This window comes from Caldisericia bacterium (assembly GCA_030018355.1).
Taxonomy (GTDB): domain Bacteria; phylum Caldisericota; class Caldisericia; order B22-G15; family B22-G15; genus JAAYUH01.
The window spans coordinates 143,208-158,726 of the sequence record JASEFN010000002.1 but is presented as its reverse complement, the minus strand read 5'-3'; the positions used below and the strand labels follow the sequence as shown (position 1 = coordinate 158,726).

General features: G+C 27.1%; 14 protein-coding genes. 3 read left to right on the top strand and 11 right to left on the bottom strand.

The window, feature by feature from the left end; genetic code table 11:
• Positions 1-254: 254 nt before the first annotated feature.
• Genes QMD25_02290 through uvrB form a run of 6 tightly spaced genes read right to left on the bottom strand, consistent with a single transcriptional unit; the run spans position 255 to position 8,034 of the window.
• Positions 255-1,391, bottom strand: coding sequence for a tagatose 1,6-diphosphate aldolase (locus QMD25_02290; protein ID MDI6860831.1), 1,137 nt, complete (start codon positions 1,389-1,391; stop codon positions 255-257).
• 23 nt (positions 1,392-1,414) lie between these two features.
• The gene (locus QMD25_02285; GenBank protein MDI6860830.1) at positions 1,415-2,014 is read right to left on the bottom strand and encodes an indolepyruvate oxidoreductase subunit beta; all 600 of its coding nucleotides are present in this window, start codon (positions 2,012-2,014) and stop codon (positions 1,415-1,417) included.
• Positions 2,011-3,870, bottom strand: a complete 1,860-nt coding sequence (iorA, locus tag QMD25_02280; protein ID MDI6860829.1) for an indolepyruvate ferredoxin oxidoreductase subunit alpha — start codon at positions 3,868-3,870, stop codon at positions 2,011-2,013. Before iorA ends, QMD25_02285 begins: the two co-directional genes overlap by 4 nt.
• An 8-nt stretch (positions 3,871-3,878) precedes the next feature.
• Positions 3,879-5,114 (bottom strand): 2-amino-4-hydroxy-6-hydroxymethyldihydropteridine diphosphokinase, encoded by a 1,236-nt coding sequence (folK, locus tag QMD25_02275; GenBank protein MDI6860828.1) that lies wholly within the window; start codon positions 5,112-5,114, stop codon positions 3,879-3,881.
• The gene (locus QMD25_02270; GenBank protein MDI6860827.1) at positions 5,115-6,026 is read right to left on the bottom strand and encodes a PfkB family carbohydrate kinase; all 912 of its coding nucleotides are present in this window, start codon (positions 6,024-6,026) and stop codon (positions 5,115-5,117) included.
• 4 nt (positions 6,027-6,030) lie between these two features.
• Positions 6,031-8,034, bottom strand: a complete 2,004-nt coding sequence (gene uvrB, locus QMD25_02265) for an excinuclease ABC subunit UvrB (GenBank protein MDI6860826.1) — start codon at positions 8,032-8,034, stop codon at positions 6,031-6,033.
• Positions 8,035-8,138: 104 nt separating this feature from the next.
• Between uvrB and QMD25_02260 the strand changes: the two genes are divergently transcribed.
• The 3 genes from QMD25_02260 to QMD25_02250 all read left to right on the top strand — a co-directional run bounded on the left by QMD25_02260 (position 8,139) and on the right by QMD25_02250 (position 11,168).
• Positions 8,139-9,494 (top strand): GlmL-related ornithine degradation protein, encoded by a 1,356-nt coding sequence (locus QMD25_02260; protein ID MDI6860825.1) that lies wholly within the window; start codon positions 8,139-8,141, stop codon positions 9,492-9,494.
• A gap of 85 nt (positions 9,495-9,579) precedes the next feature.
• Positions 9,580-10,185 (top strand): TetR/AcrR family transcriptional regulator, encoded by a 606-nt coding sequence (locus tag QMD25_02255; protein ID MDI6860824.1) that lies wholly within the window; start codon positions 9,580-9,582, stop codon positions 10,183-10,185.
• Complete coding sequence (locus QMD25_02250) at positions 10,182-11,168, top strand: NAD(P)-dependent oxidoreductase (protein MDI6860823.1); 987 nt, start codon at positions 10,182-10,184, stop codon at positions 11,166-11,168. The genes QMD25_02255 and QMD25_02250 overlap by 4 nt, the downstream gene beginning before the upstream one ends.
• On the opposite strand, the gene QMD25_02245 is transcribed toward QMD25_02250, so the two are convergent.
• Genes QMD25_02245 through QMD25_02225 form a run of 5 tightly spaced genes read right to left on the bottom strand, consistent with a single transcriptional unit; the run spans position 11,155 to position 15,518 of the window.
• Positions 11,155-11,919, bottom strand: coding sequence for an XdhC/CoxI family protein (locus QMD25_02245; protein ID MDI6860822.1), 765 nt, complete (start codon positions 11,917-11,919; stop codon positions 11,155-11,157). The genes QMD25_02250 and QMD25_02245 overlap by 14 nt on opposite strands.
• Positions 11,912-12,526, bottom strand: a complete 615-nt coding sequence (locus QMD25_02240; GenBank protein MDI6860821.1) for a nucleotidyltransferase family protein — start codon at positions 12,524-12,526, stop codon at positions 11,912-11,914. The genes QMD25_02245 and QMD25_02240 overlap by 8 nt, the downstream gene beginning before the upstream one ends.
• Positions 12,526-13,155 (bottom strand): hypothetical protein, encoded by a 630-nt coding sequence (locus QMD25_02235; protein ID MDI6860820.1) that lies wholly within the window; start codon positions 13,153-13,155, stop codon positions 12,526-12,528. The genes QMD25_02240 and QMD25_02235 overlap by 1 nt, the downstream gene beginning before the upstream one ends.
• Entirely contained in the window at positions 13,145-14,044 is a 900-nt protein-coding gene (locus QMD25_02230) for a diacylglycerol kinase family lipid kinase (GenBank protein ID MDI6860819.1), read from the bottom strand. The genes QMD25_02235 and QMD25_02230 overlap by 11 nt, the downstream gene beginning before the upstream one ends.
• The gene (locus tag QMD25_02225) at positions 14,031-15,518 is read right to left on the bottom strand and encodes an amidohydrolase (GenBank protein MDI6860818.1); all 1,488 of its coding nucleotides are present in this window, start codon (positions 15,516-15,518) and stop codon (positions 14,031-14,033) included. Before QMD25_02225 ends, QMD25_02230 begins: the two co-directional genes overlap by 14 nt.
• Position 15,519: the final 1 nt, after the last annotated feature.

Genomic DNA, 15,519 nt, shown 5'->3' with positions numbered 1-15,519 from the left:
TTAGGTATTAAATTAATTATATTATCATAGAAAATCTTATTGTCAATATTTTATATGGAAAAAAAGAAAAAATATCATTGTTTGTGTGATGTAGATTAATTTTTATAATTTAAGGGAGGTATTTTATGACAGAAAAGAAATTTATAGTCACAAATGATCAGGCTGAATAATATACAATTTTAAAATTTAGGTGTTAATAAATAAATCACAATTAAGGGAGGTGCTAAATACACCTCCCTTAATCTCTTTTTTCTTTAATATTCTTCCTTTCCTTTTTTAATCTCTTTTGAGTCTTCACCTTTAAAATCTTTATATTTTAAATACCAACTCTCGCCCTCATCTTCAATTCTTATATTTGCGAAACTTTCAAAATATGGATGCTCAAAGAAAGGCACAGCCTTTGCTGATGCATCAACAAGTTTATAATATCTTTCAACACCAGTAGTCTTAAGCCACAAACTCATACTTGATGAATCGGGGAAAAATTTTGTAAATTCTTTCCAAACCGCTCTTCCCGCTAGAAAACCACTTGCTCCAGACTCACTTGCAATTTCAACATTAATTAAAAACTCTTCAATATCTACTCCTGCTGATAAAATAACCCAAGGAACACGGGAAGTTTCTGTTATTGATTCACAAAATTCATATGCATCATCAATTGTAAAAACAGCGTCTCTCTCCTTTCCATCAAAAGCTCCCCATGAAAAATCATCTACAAATTTTAAATCTACTGGAAATTCAAGTTTTAAAATATCAACTCCATACTCTTCTTTTGAAAATTCTTCAACTGTTTTTAATACAATTTCTGGTTTTCTTCTAATAAAATTTGTTTCATTTTCAACCTCATCATCTTTAAATGGATAACTCATCGGCTCTAAAACAAATGGAAAATCTAATCTTTTTGCTTCATTACCAACCATTCTTACGATGTTCTCTTGATGTTCTTTTATTTCTGGTGAAGAATCAGGTCTATAATATAAAAGAAGTTTCACAGCATCTGCTCCTGCTCTTTTAATTTTCTCAACACTCCAACCTTCAAGAATAGGCGTTAATTTTTCTCTATTCTTATATCCTCCCTCTTTTGTTCCACTCTCCTCAATTGCAAGAAGAAGTGCTGAATCTCTATCAAGGAATTTTATTCCTTCGGGAAGTCCATATTGCGGATCAGTTAAAGTTGCAGAAAAATATGGAGAAAGATACTCTATAACAAGTCTTTTTGCTAAAGCCATATCTTCATATTTTATCTCTTTTGTATCTTTCCCAGTTGCCTTTGAAAGCATTTTTCTTAAAGAGCCTCTTTGGTCTATTGCAAGCATTCTAAATCTACCACTCTCATCTGCGAGTCTCTTTAATCCTTTAAATTTTCCAGGAGTTAAAAATCTTTTTTCCATCATTAATCCTCCTTTTTAATTTATTATATCTTAAACTCTTTTATTTTTTCTCTTCCGAATTCAAATGAGATTTTATTTAACTCTAAATTTTTTCCTTTAAAGTTATCTTCAAGAACTTTATAAAAATTGTCTAAAGAAAAGTTTAACGGATTTAAATATGAGAAAACTCCAAACATAAAAGAGTTTAAAGTATAAGCGATGCTCTTTTCTTCTAATAATTTTGTTCCATTAATTATGTAAAGTTTATCTGTTAAATCTTTTAAAGATTTATAAATTTCTTCTTTCTTTGGATATGATGAAATTCCTAAAGAAACAGTAAAAGGAATTATTTCACTATCATTTATTAATATGAAGGAATTTCTTTTTAATTTATGAATATATCTTAAAACCTCAGAAGGTTCTAATGAAATCATTAAATCTCCTTCACCATCTTCAAAAATTGGACTTAAGACATCTCCAATTCTAACTTCAGAAAAAACAGACCCACCTCTTTGTGCCATACCATGAATTTCACTCATTAATGCATTTTTATTTTCAAGTAAAGAAACTTCACAAATCATTTCAGCAAGTTTTAAAACCCCTTGCCCTCCAACTCCAACAATTAAAATGTTAAATTCATTCATTTTATCACCTCTATTGCATTAAATGGACAAACTTCACTACAAACTCCACAACCATCACATAAAACTTCATTAATTTTAACTTTATCATTTTCAATATAAATTGCAGGACATGAAAATTGTCTTACACAAATTAAACAATTTCTACATTTATCTTCATTAATAAAATATTTAATTATAACTCCTTCTTTTCTTAATCTATCATCTCTTATCAATGCACATTCTCTTCTTGCAATAATAACCTTAACCCCTTCTTGTTTTAAAGCGTCTTCTATTGCATTCATAGTTTCAGATAAATTGTATGGATCAACAACCTTAACAAATTTTATTCCTATACCTTTTACAAGGTCCTCAATTTTTACTATTGGAGCAACTTCACCCATACCGTCAAATCCAACTCCTGGATTTGGTTGATGTCCAGTCATTGCAGTTGTTCCATTATCAAGAATAAAAAGTAAAAAATCATTTTTATTGTAGAAAGCATTAATTAAAGGAGGAATTCCTGCATGAAAAAAGGTTGAATCTCCTATAAAAGCAATCACTTTTTGTTGAGTTGATTTAGATAAACCACAGGCAACTCCTATTGAGCTTCCCATAGAGTAACATGTATCAGCCATATCAAAAGGTTTTCCTATTCCAAGTGTATAACATCCTATATCTGATGGAAATATTGCATCTTTTATTTTTAACTTTCTTAAAACTTTAAAGACAGCATAATATGTTGCTCTATGAGGACAACCAGGACAGAGAACTGGTGGCCTTAAGGGCGGTGTTATATTTTCTATTTTGAAAATCTTCCTTTCCTTTTCCTTTCCTAAAAATTTGAATAGATAATTTTTTACTCTATCTGGATTATATTCATAAAGAGTTGAAAAAATATTGTCATCTTTTCCGAATATATTTGTTTTTAAATTATTTTTTTCTTTTAAAACTCTAACCTCATTCTCTATAACAGGTTCTAATTCTTCAACAACAATTATATTTTCATAACTTTCAAGAAAATTTTTAATTTTATCTTTTGGAATGGGATTTGAAAATCCAATTGAGAAAATATCAAATGGAAGATTATATTTTATAACTATATCAATTACATAATTTGACGAGATTCCTGAGGTTATTATTCCATATGATCTACCATTTTTAATAATAAAATTAAAATCTGAAATTTCCGACTCACTCTCAATCTCTTTAATTTTTTCAACTAAATTCTTATGAAGTACTCTTGCATTTGCAGGAATTGGCACAAATCTATTTGGATTTTTATTAAAATATTGATTCCTTTTAACTCTTTCAATCTCTTCTAACTGGACAATACCTCTCATATGAGATAGTCTTGTTGTTGATCTAATAAAAACTGGAATCCCATATTTTTCTGATAATAAAAAACCATATTTTACCATTTTCCTTGCTTCATCTGGATTTCTTGGTTCAAGAATAGGTAAACCAGCAAACTTTGCAAGAATTCTATTGTCTTGCTCATTTTGAGATGAAAACATATTTGGATCATCACAGGAAATTATTACAAAACCACCAATTGTTCCAATATAAGCAGAAGTGATAAAAGAGTCCATTGCAACATTAAGACCCACATGTTTGAAAAAAGTCATGCTTCTTAAACCAGATAATGAACTAGATGCAGCAACTTCAAAAGCAGTCTTTTCATTGGTAGAAAACTCAAAATAAAATCCCACTTCTTTTGCAACTTTACTTAATACATTTCCTATTTCTGATGAAGGAGTTCCTGGATATGTTGTTGCTAATTTTCCTCCTCCTTCTATAAAACCTCTTGCAAATGCTTCATTTCCAAGAAGAAATACCCTCTTTTGGATTTCATTTGAAATAATTTCCTTTAATTTCATATCTCCTCCTAAGGTATATTGTGTAAAGAAACAACATGCCCCTCACCATTTAAGTCTTTTACTTTTAAATTTTTATAATCAATAAATTTTTCTCCATAAACTTTAATTTCTTTTTCATTAAATTTAACAATAAATGGGTCTTCAAAAATTTTAAAATTTTCCTCTAAATCTTTGATGATGTGATTTAAATTTTCATTTTCATAATCTACTAAATTTCTCTTAAGTTCATATAAAAAAAGTTTTAAAATCTCATCAATAAAGAAAAATTTATTTGTTTCTATATATAAAGAAGTTGTTTTCTCAATTAAATCCTGAGGAAAATCTCTTTTATTTTGATTCACATTTAATCCAACACCTATTATTTCTCCTTGAAGAACAATATCCTTAAAATATCCCTCGGAGATTACTCCACAAACTTTTTTATTGTTTAAATATAAATCATTTGGAATTTTTATTTTTAAATTTAAATCAATCAATTTTTTTAAAGCATTTGCCATAGAGTAAGTTACAAGTATTGGTAAAAAATAAATGTAGTTAAATGGTTTTAATGAGAATGAAAAAAATAAACCGCCTTTTTCTGAAACCCAATATGCTCCTTTTCTTCCTCTACCTTTTGTCTGAATTTTTGAAATTACTAGACGATTTAAAGAAAAATTTTCCTTTAAATAGTCTTGAGTAGAATTTATACTTTCTAAATTAATTATTTCAAAATCTTTTTCATCTAAAAGATTAATATTAACTTCTGAATAAATATCTTTAAAAAAATCTTCACTTTCAATTTTTTTAACCCCTTTTTTATCAACTCTTTCATATATTTCATCAATTTTTCTTTTACTTTTTGGATTTATAATATATTTATTTATCTCAAATAGTGGAATTACAACAAATCCTCTATCTTCAAAAAATTTATGTGGAACAATCAAATTCTCTTTTTCAATTATTTTATCTCCATATAAAATTACATCTATATCAATCTCTCTTGGTCCCCATTTAAAATTTTCACTTCTTCCAACTTTTTTTTCAACATTTTTTATAAATTTAATTAAATTATCTGGATCTTCCTCACTTTCGCCCTGAATAACAATATTTAAAAATTTATCTTGTTCTTTATAACCCCATGGTTCAGTCTCATAAAGAGAAGAGATCTTTTTAATTTTTATTTTTTCTCTTAAATAAAAAATTGCCTTTTTTAAAAAAAACTCTTTAGGCTCAATGTTACTTCCAAGAGATAGAAAAATTTCCATTTAAATTTCTCTTAAAAGAATCTCCTTTTCAACTTCAACAATATTTTTCGGTTTTTCAATCTTGTTAATGGTGCTTTTTGTTGAAATATAAAAAGCATATTTTAAACTATCAAAAAAGTTTACTCCTTCATCAAGATAATATGATAGTGAAGCAATAAAGGTATCTTTAATAAATTCATAAGGGTTCTCTTTTAAAATAACTTTTGAAAGAAGATTAAAAAATTTATCTTCATAATTAAATATTATATTTCCTTTATCAATTGAAATTATAAAATATTCGGGTTTAATTTCATTATAACTTTTAAATCTTTTAGTGAGAGAAATAAAATTTGAACCTGTGAGATAATCAAAATCTTCTTTATCAATTCTTGCAATATATGGTTCTGCTCTTAATCCTTCTTTAAGCATTTCACCTTTTGCATCAAAAATTACTAATTTATCCTTATCTTTTGAAATTTGGATCAAATGTTTAAATATATCTTTACATATTCCATTTGGAGTTCCATCAGTCAAAAGAATTATGTCATAATCTTTTACCTTTTCTCTAAATTTATTTTCAAAATTTTTAACATCAATTGGGGAAATAACAGGATCTTTTTCATAAAAATCTGTCTCAATACCTCTTTCATCAAAAACTTCAAGATGAATTGGATTTTCCTCATCTGAAATTATGTAATCAAAATCAATTTTTTCAGATAGCATTGACTCTTTTATAAACTCTCCATTTTTTCCCCCAATTATACTCAAAACAGAGACATTTCCTCCAAGTTCTTTTATATATCTTGCTGCGTTTATTCCCCTTCCGCTTGGCTTTTTACTTATAATCTCTAATTGATTTTTTCCACCAAATTGAAATTTTTTTACATTTACTTTTTCTTCAACAAAGGGGTTTAAAATAACAGATAGTATCATAGCATCATCTCTCCTTTTTGGCTAATGTTCTTAACCTTTTCTTTAATTCAAAAATTTTATCTCTAATTCTCGCAGCCTCTTCAAATTCAAGAGTTTCAGCCTTAAGATACATCTCCTCTTCAAGTTGAGTTATAAGAGCCTCAATGTCTTCTATGCTCATATATTTTTCACTCTCTTTTACAAAACTCTCAAACTCTTCCTTTTCTTTATATGGAAGATCGATAAGTTCTTTAACTGCTTTTCTTACAGTTTCAGGTTTAATACCATGTTTTAAATTATATTCCATCTGAACTTTTCTTCTTCTATTTGTCTCATCAATTGCTTTTTTCATTGATTCTGTGATCTCATCAGCGTACATTATCACTTTTCCACTAACATTTCTTGCTGCTCTTCCAATCATTTGAATTAAAGAAGTATGAGACCTTAAGAATCCTTCTTTATCAGCATCTAATATTGCAACTAGAGAAACCTCTGGAAGATCTAATCCTTCTCGAAGAAGATTTATTCCAACAAGACAATCAAACTCTCCTTTTCTAAGGTCTCTTATTATTTCTGCTCTTTTTATTGTATCTATATCAGCATGAAGATATCTCACTCTTATTCCCCTCTCATAAAGATATGTTGCAAGATCTTCTGCAACTCTTTTTGTAAGAGTTGTAACTAAAACTCTTTCATTTTTCTTCACTCTTTCATTAATTTCTTTTATTAAATCTTCAATTTGTCCACTACTTTTCCTTACCTCAACCTCTGGATCAATTAATCCAGTAGGTCTTATTAGTTGCTCAACAACTTGTTCTGAAATTGAAAGTTCATAATCTGAGGGTGTTGCTGATACAAAAATTATTTGATTTGCTTTCTCTAAAAACTCTTCATATTTAAGTGGTCTATTATCAAGACATGATGGTAATCTAAATCCATATTCAACTAAAGTTTCTTTTCTTGATCTATCACCATTATACATACCTCTTAACTGTGGAACTGTTATGTGAGATTCATCAATAAAGATTAAAAAATCTGATGGAAAATAATCAATAATCGTATATGGTGGTTCACCAGGTTTCCTTCCTGAAAGATGTCTTGTATAATTTTCAATTCCTTTAACATAACCAGTTTCAAGTAACATTTCAATATCAAAATTTGTTCTTTGTGTAAGTCTTTCTGCTTCAAGATACTTTCCTTGTGAAAGAAAATATTCAACTCTCTCCTTTAATTCTTTTTTAATGCTTTCAACTGCTCTTAAAATTCTTTCTTCTGTTGTTAAAAATTGTTTTGCTGGAAAGAAAATAAAACTCTTAAGATCTTCAACCTTTGTTGATAAAAGTGGATCAATTAAATAGATTCTATCAACAGTATCTCCAAAAAACTCAATTCTTACCGCATAATCAGTATCAATTGGGTAAACATCAACAATATCCCCTCTTACTCTTATTTTTCCTCTTGAAAAATCTATATCATTTCTTTCATATTGAAGCATAACTAAATTTTTAATTAACTCTTTTCTTGAGAGTTTCTCTCCAACTTTCACTTCAATTAATCCTTTTAAAAATTCAGTAGGATCATCCCAACCATAAATACATGAAACAGAGGAAACAACAATAGTATCTCTTCTTTCCATTAAACTTCTTAATGTTTTATGTCTTAACTTTACAAGATCTTCATTTATATCTGCATCTTTCTCTATATAAAGATCATTTTGAGGAACATAAGCTTCTGGTTGATAATAATCATAATAACTTACAAAATATTCAACTCTATTATAAGGAAATAGATCTCTAAATTCTGAATAGAGTTGCGCTGCAAGAGTTTTGTTGTGACAAATAATAAGGGTAGGTTTATTAACTTGTGCAATTACATTTGCCATTGTATATGTTTTTCCTGAACCAGTTACTCCGAGGAGAGTTTGAAATCTATACCCTTTTTTTATTCCTTCAACTAACTTCTCAATTGCTTGAGGTTGATCTCCTTTTGGTTTATATTGAGAGATAAGTTTAAAGTTTTCTTCACTCATAAATGCAATTATAATTTTAAATGAAATTTTTAAAAACTCAAGGTATCATTATTGTTAAAATTTTAACAAAAATTAGAAATTTTAATGTGATATAATTTTAAAATATGAAAATCGATTTAATAGTTGTTGAAATTGGATCAACAATAACAAAAGTAAATGCTTTTCACAAAATCAAATCGAAAAATCCAGTCTATCTCGGCAAGGGAATTTCTTATACAACAGTCAATGAAGGAGATATAACAATTGGTCTTAATAGAGCAATTGAAGATCTTAAGAATAAATTAAATACTAAAAAATTAACTTGGTCACACATGTATGGAAACTCCTCAGCAGCTGGTGGACTTAAAATGACTGTACATGGCCTTGTCCCAGAAATGACTGCAAAAGCAGCAAAAGAAGCGGCCCTTGGTGCTGGAGCAATTACAAAAATGGTGACTGCAGGGCTTATATCTCAATATGATTTAAAAAAAATTGAAGAAATAAAACCAAATATAATACTACTTTCTGGTGGAGTTGACTTTGGTGAAAAAGATATTGTGCTTGAAAATGCAAAGAGGCTCTCTACCCTAAATATTAAGCCACCAATTATTTATGCTGGAAATATTGCTATTCAAGAAGAAGTTAAAAAAATTTTTGAGGAGAAAAATTTTAAAATATACTTAACAGAAAATGTTTATCCTGAAATAGATAAATTAAATATTGAACCAGTAAGAAGAGTAATCCAAAAAGTTTTTGAAGAGCATATTGTTCATGCCCCTGGAATGGAAAAAATAAGAAACTTCCTTGAAGGAGAAATTATTCCTACTCCTGGTGCTGTAATGAACTCATTTATTCTTTTATATGAAGAAATTGGAGATGTTATGGGATTTGATATAGGTGGTGCAACAACAGATGTTCATTCTGTAACAGAAGGAAAAATTGAAAAAGATTCAATTGTTATTTACCCTGAACCATTAAACAAGAGAACAGTTGAAGGAGATCTTGGAGTTTATGTTTCAAGTCAAAATGTTTTATCTTTATTTTCAGAATTAGAAAAAGAAAAGTTAAGTAAATATATAAAGCACATAAAACCTATTCCTAAAACAAAATATGAAATTTACATAACAAAAAAATTAGGCGAGATGTGTCTTAAAACCTCTCTTTTAAGACATGTTGGCGAAATTAGATTTTTATATACACCTTCTGGAAAACTTAAAGCAATTTATGGAAAAGATTTAAGAAATATAAGGTATGTAATTGGAACAGGTGGGGTATTAACACAAATACCTTCAATGAAAAAAGTGATGGAAGATATTTTTAAAGGAATAATTGATGAAAGAATTCTTGTTCCAAAAAATCCGAAAATTTTAATTGATAAAAACTATATTTTTTCAAGCATCGGAACAATATCAAAATTATACAGAGATGCATCAAAAAAACTCCTTATAGAATCAATTGGATTAAAAGATAAAATGTTTTAAACTAAATTATTAAATCTATTGACAAAATTTTTATTTTTTATTATAATTATACCAACTAGTCGGTATAATGTTGAAGGAGATAGAAATGATAAACAAAAAAACAAAAGGAGAGATTACTAAAAGAAAAATTATAGAGGCTGCAACTTTTCTATTTAATGAAAATGGTTATGAGAACACAAGTGTACAAGAAATATGTGAAAAAGCAAGAGTTAGCAAAGGAGCATTTTTTCATCATTTCCCTACTAAAGAGTTCTTATTCCTTGAAATTTTAAATGATTTTTTAGAAAAATTGGATAAAAGGATGAGAGAAATTGAAAAAAATTCAAAAAATGTCACTCAAGCAATGATTGATATGACAAAAATTCTTGAAGAAATTTTTGTCATATCTGAGAACAACTTTACAATATTTCTTGAATTTATAAAAAAAGCAGAAAAAAATGAAGAAATTATGAAAATTCTTTCAAACCAATTTAATAAGTTCGAAAATTATTTAGAAAATCTTATTGAAAAAGGTAAAATAGAAGGTAGTATAAAAAGAGAGATTAATACAAAATTTTTCTCTTCTTTAATTGTTTTGTTATCAATTGGAATGATTTTAAGAAAATCTCTCTTTAAATATAACAAAGTGAATTTATATAAAGAATTATTTGACTTTATTTTTAATTCAATTTTAGGGAGGCAAACTTTATGAAAGTTCTTGTAACGGGTGGATTTGGTAATATTGGTAAGTATGTGGTTGAAGAATTAATCAATAGAAAGTTAAGTGTTAGAATTTTAGATTTAAAAACAAAGAAAAATTTAAAATTATCAAAACGGTTAAAGGGGATAGAAATCTATTGGGGAGATATCACAAATAGATCAGATGTTATTAATGCTTTAAAAGATATAAATGTAGTAGTACATCTTGCATTTATAATTCCAAAAATTTCTTCTACTAATTTTGATATTAATAAACAGCCAAAATTGGCAGAAAAAATAAATATTTACGGAACTAAAAATTTGATAGAGTGTATGAAAGAGGTTAAATCTACGGATAAAATTATATTTACTTCATCAGTACATGTTTATGGAATAACTCAACACCTTCCACCTCCAAGAAAAGTGGATGATGAATTAAATCCAAATGATCTTTATTCTTATCATAAATTATTATGTGAAAAAATGTTAAAAGAATCAAATTTAAAATATATAATTATGAGATTAGGAGCTTCAATAACTTTAGATCTTAAAATTGTTAATTTTATTAGAGACCTTTTTGAAATACCACTTGATAATAGAATCGAATATGTTCATCCTAAAGATATAGCAGTTGCAATTGCAAATGCAATTGAAAGAGATGATTTATGGTACAAAACATTTAATATTGGTGGTGGAAAAAGTTGTCAATATCTTTATAAAGATTTCGTATCAAAGATACTTGATGCAATTGGAATTGGTATGTTTGAAGAAACTCTTTTTTGTAAAGAGTATTTTGCTGTAGATTTTCTTGATACTGAAGAGAGTGAAAAACTATTGAATTATCAAAAAAGAAATTTAAATGATTATATAAATGATTTAAAAAAAGCATTAAGTTATAGAAAATATCTTATAAAAATTTTTAAACCAATCATCAGATATTATATAATCTCTAAATCTCCTAATTATATTTCGAAATTTATTTTTAAGAATTCTTAACCTTTATTATCTCAGCAATAATACTTATTGCTATTTCATCAGGGGTTATAGCGTTGATTTCTACTCCAATTGGTGAATGAATTTTGTCTATTTTTTCTTGAGGGTATCCCTCTTCTTTTAATTGTTCTTTAAACTCTTTTGCTTTATTTTTACTTGCAATTAACCCTAAATAAAATGGCTCCTTTTCTTTTTTTAAAATCTCTTTTATAACCCCAAAATCAATTGTATGAGCTCTTGATACAACAACTACAAAATCTCTTTCTCTTATCTCCATTTTTCTTGCAAATTCAATCATATCTTCCTTAAATACTTTTGCATTTGGAAATCTTTCCTCTTTAGCAAATTCTTCTCTATCATCAATTACAATGATTTGAAAAGGAAGATTAGTTAAAAATTTATATAAAGAGTAACCAACATGTCCAGCACCAAAAATATAGACCCTATCTTTAACACCAATAATATCGATAAATGCAGTTACTCCTCCACCACACTTCATTCCAATTTCTTTAAGTTCTCTTGTTATAACTCTTGGTTTTTCTTCTTCGATTGCTTTTATTGCTTCTTTTGTTAAAAAATATTCAAGAGTTCCACCACCAACTGTTCCAATTGTTTCTCCATTTTTTGTAACAAGCATCTTAAAACCTGGTTTTCCTGGAGAAGAACCTTGTGCTTCAACAATTGTAACAATTGAAAAAATTTCGCCAGCCTCTAAAAGTTCTTTTCCTTTTTTAAAAATTTCAAAGTCATGCATTGTGTTCCTCCTTCTCCTTTAAATACATCTCATATGTATCTATATCTTTTATAGTATCAGGGTCACCTGTTTCTAAATCAAGAACAAGATTTTTATTTCTCGCATCATAAATTATATCTCTTAAACCCTCTTTTTCAGGATCAAGTAGTAAAATTTTCTCTTTAAATTTCATAGAAATATAAGTTGGATGACCTCTTTCTCCTTTATAACATGAAACAATGATTGGATATTCACCTTTCTTGGCCTCATTTATTAAAGTATTTACTGTTTCTTTATTTAAAAATGGTTGATCACCTAAAAAAACGATAAATCCATCAAAACCAGTATGTGCTTTTTTAAGTGCCTCTTGAATTGATGTCACCATCCCCTTTTTATAATTTTCATTGATTATGACTTCAAATTTATCAGTTAAAAGATCTTTTATGGAGTTATATATTATTTCTTTTTCATATCCTAATATTATATAAATTTTATCTAATTCACTATCTTTAAGAGTTTCAATAATTGTTCCAAGAATTGTTGAATTTTTCCAAGGAAGAAGTTGTTTTATCCTCCCTTCCATTCTTCTTCCTTCTCCTGCAGATATAACTATGCCAAAAATTTTCATTATAAATATACCTCCTTTAAAATATTATCCAAAAAATCTTCTATTTTCTCAACTGAAGTAACAATTATTTTTTTATTTTGTTTTTTTAAAACAAAAAATTCTAAAATTTTAACTATTGATCCAAAATCTTTTAAATATTTTTTTACCCTTTCTTTAAGTTTTTCTTCAAATAGAATTAAAATAAAATCACTTTTAACAATTAAATCGTTTATTGATGATAAAATTTCATCTTCTTCTGGAATAGTTATATTAATTTCATCTACATAAATTTTATATTTTTTAAACAAATTCAAAAGGTATGTAGAATCTGTTTCATCTATATCAATTTCTTCTTTTATTAAAATTATTGAACAAATTGACTCTTTTATTTTACTTAAATTTATAAAATCACTATTTAAAATTAAATTTATAACTTTCAATTTTAATAAAGAACTATCTTTATTTATTTCTATTTCAAAAAATTTTTCTCCCTCTTTAACAAAATTTTCTTTAAAAAATTTTATTTTTATTTTGTCATCTATTTGTGATTTAAATAGATTAAAATCAATTATTACAAACCCTTCTATTTTTGATATTAACTCTATTTTATCATCGTAAATTTTTATTTCACACTCATTTTTATTTAACATTAAGTCCTGTTAAAACTTTTATTTTTTTATTATCAATCTCAAAAATCTTAGGTAAACCTCCAAATAGATCTCCATCTGCTTGAGTTTTTACAAAACTTTCTCCATGAACTTCAATTTTTTTACATTTTAAACATTCAACACCACTTATCTTTATATGTCCACCACCAGTATAAACTTTTGGAAAGTGATATAAAAATCTTAATTTTGGCATTTTATGGAAAATAATTACATCTAAAAATCCATCTTTTATATCAGATAATGGTGAAATCTGCATTCCTCCTCCTCCATATTTTCCATTTGCAATTGTTATTAAATATGCTTTAACTTTTCTTATCTCTCCATCAATTTTTAAGATAAATTCAGGAATCTTCCAATAATAGATAACATAAAATAGCCCAAGAAGATATGATAAAATTCCAAGTCCTCTGAATTTTTTATTTGCAACATAAGCAACTTCTGCATCAAGTCCAATTCCAGAAAAATTTAAAAACCTTGTACTATCTAACTTTGGGTGGTCAATCTCTACGATATTTCCATCATTTAAAATTAATTCAAGAGCCTTAATTGGATTTTTTGGAATGTTTAAACTTCTTGGAAGATCCCTTCCTCTTCCTGCTGGAATTATTCCTAATACACTCTCATTATTTTCGATTCCTTGAGCAATCTCTCTTGTTGTACCATCGCCACCGACGGAGATTAAATATTTAAAACCTTTTTTAATTGCTTCTTTTGCTATCTCTGTTGCATGTCCTGGATATTCAGTAATCATATATTCAAAATTTACTTTCAAATTTTCAAGGACTTTTTTGATTTTACTCCAAACTTTAAGAGCCTTCCCAACACCAGCTACGGGATTTACTATAAAAAAGTAATTTTTACTCTCTTTCATAAACTTTTTCACCTCCTATATAAACTTTTTTTATTTTTGCTGATAGTTTCATAGGATCATCTTCAAAAACAATAAAATCAGCATACTTCCCCTCTTTAAGACTTCCAATTTTTTTATCTTCATTAACACTTTTTGCAGGATTTATTGTATATGCTTTAAAAGAGGAGATAAGATCTATTTCCTCTTCTCTAAAAAATTCTTTTCCATTAACAACTCTTTTTATTGAAATTTTTATTCCCCTTATTGGATCTATGTCCTCAATTGGAGCATCTGTCCCAAAACATAGAATTTGATTTAAATCTAAAAATGTCTTGAAAGTATATACAAATCTACCTCTATCACCTAAAAATTTCTCGATTTTATCAATATCAAGAATTATATGGGATGGTTGAACAGATAAAAAGAATGTCCCTTTTTTAAGATCTTCAAGAAAAGATTTTGAAACAATTTGAGCATGTTCAATTCTATTGAATTTATTGCTGCCTACTTCTAAAAAAGATTTTAAAACAAGTTCATTTGCTAAATCTCCAATTGCATGAACCCATACACAGAAATTTTTTCTATTTATTTCTTTTATTAACTCTTTTAATTCTTTATAATCATAATATGATAATCCCCTGTTTTGTGGCTCATCTAAGAAACCATCTTTCATAAAAGAAGTTTTTGAACCAAGAGACCCATCCATAAAAATTTTTACTCCGCCAATTTTTAAAAATTCATCTCCAAAGAAACTTTTAAGACCTATCTTTGAAAAATCTTCAAATTTGTTAACTGGAACTGCGTTAAAGATTCTTAATCTATACTTTCTCTTAATTAAAAATTCAATAATATCTCCATCCATATTACATATAGAACCAATACCATATGAGTAAAGTTTTTCTATTCCTTTTTTAATATAATTTTTATAGTCTATTTTATCTTTAAATTTCTCAAGCACATACTCACCTGCTCTATCTCTCAAAACTCCATTTGGCTCTCCATTCTCATCAACTTCAACTTTACCACCCTTAAACTTTGTATTGCTCATTATATTCAAATAATTTAAAACCTTAGAATTTACCCATACTGAATGTCCATCTCTTCTCTTTAAAATTACGAATTTATCTAAAAATATTTCATCAAGAAATTTTTTATGTGGTTTAATTTTCCACTTCTCATCATCCCATCCAAATCCAAAAATTATATCTTCTTTTTTATTACTTTCTTTAAGTTTTTTTAAAACTAAATCAAAATTATCTATATTAGAAAGGTTTATTTCATATAAAGATTTTGAAAATAGTCCAAGATGAAGATGTGAATCAAAAAATGTTGGGAAAATAAAATCTCCCTTAAGGTCTATCTTCTCTTTTTTATATGGATAATTTAAGTTATCTTCATCTCCTAAATATAAAATTTTGTCATCATAAACTACAAGAGTCTTTTTTAAAGAAAAATTTTCATCATAAATTCGTCCATTATAAAAAATTTTTATCATT

Excerpts from the sequence above, each read along its gene's own strand:
- QMD25_02285 (MDI6860830.1), bottom strand. The coding sequence starts at position 2,014 with ATGAATGAATTTAACATTTTAATTGTTGGAGTTGGAGGGCAAGGGGTT.
- QMD25_02235 (MDI6860820.1), bottom strand. The coding sequence starts at position 13,155 with ATGTTAAATAAAAATGAGTGTGAAATAAAAATTTACGATGATAAAATA.
- QMD25_02290 (MDI6860831.1), bottom strand. The coding sequence starts at position 1,391 with ATGGAAAAAAGATTTTTAACTCCTGGAAAATTTAAAGGATTAAAGAGA.
- QMD25_02250 (MDI6860823.1), top strand. The coding sequence starts at position 10,182 with ATGAAAGTTCTTGTAACGGGTGGATTTGGTAATATTGGTAAGTATGTG.
- QMD25_02260 (MDI6860825.1), top strand. The coding sequence starts at position 8,139 with ATGAAAATCGATTTAATAGTTGTTGAAATTGGATCAACAATAACAAAA.
- QMD25_02230 (MDI6860819.1), bottom strand. The coding sequence starts at position 14,044 with ATGAAAGAGAGTAAAAATTACTTTTTTATAGTAAATCCCGTAGCTGGT.
- QMD25_02270 (MDI6860827.1), bottom strand. The coding sequence starts at position 6,026 with ATGATACTATCTGTTATTTTAAACCCCTTTGTTGAAGAAAAAGTAAAT.
- QMD25_02225 (MDI6860818.1), bottom strand. The coding sequence starts at position 15,518 with ATGATAAAAATTTTTTATAATGGACGAATTTATGATGAAAATTTTTCT.
- QMD25_02240 (MDI6860821.1), bottom strand. The coding sequence starts at position 12,526 with ATGAAAATTTTTGGCATAGTTATATCTGCAGGAGAAGGAAGAAGAATG.
- QMD25_02245 (MDI6860822.1), bottom strand. The coding sequence starts at position 11,919 with ATGCATGACTTTGAAATTTTTAAAAAAGGAAAAGAACTTTTAGAGGCT.
- QMD25_02255 (MDI6860824.1), top strand. The coding sequence starts at position 9,580 with ATGATAAACAAAAAAACAAAAGGAGAGATTACTAAAAGAAAAATTATA.
- folK (MDI6860828.1), bottom strand. The coding sequence starts at position 5,114 with ATGGAAATTTTTCTATCTCTTGGAAGTAACATTGAGCCTAAAGAGTTT.
- uvrB (MDI6860826.1), bottom strand. The coding sequence starts at position 8,034 with ATGAGTGAAGAAAACTTTAAACTTATCTCTCAATATAAACCAAAAGGA.
- iorA (MDI6860829.1), bottom strand. The coding sequence starts at position 3,870 with ATGAAATTAAAGGAAATTATTTCAAATGAAATCCAAAAGAGGGTATTT.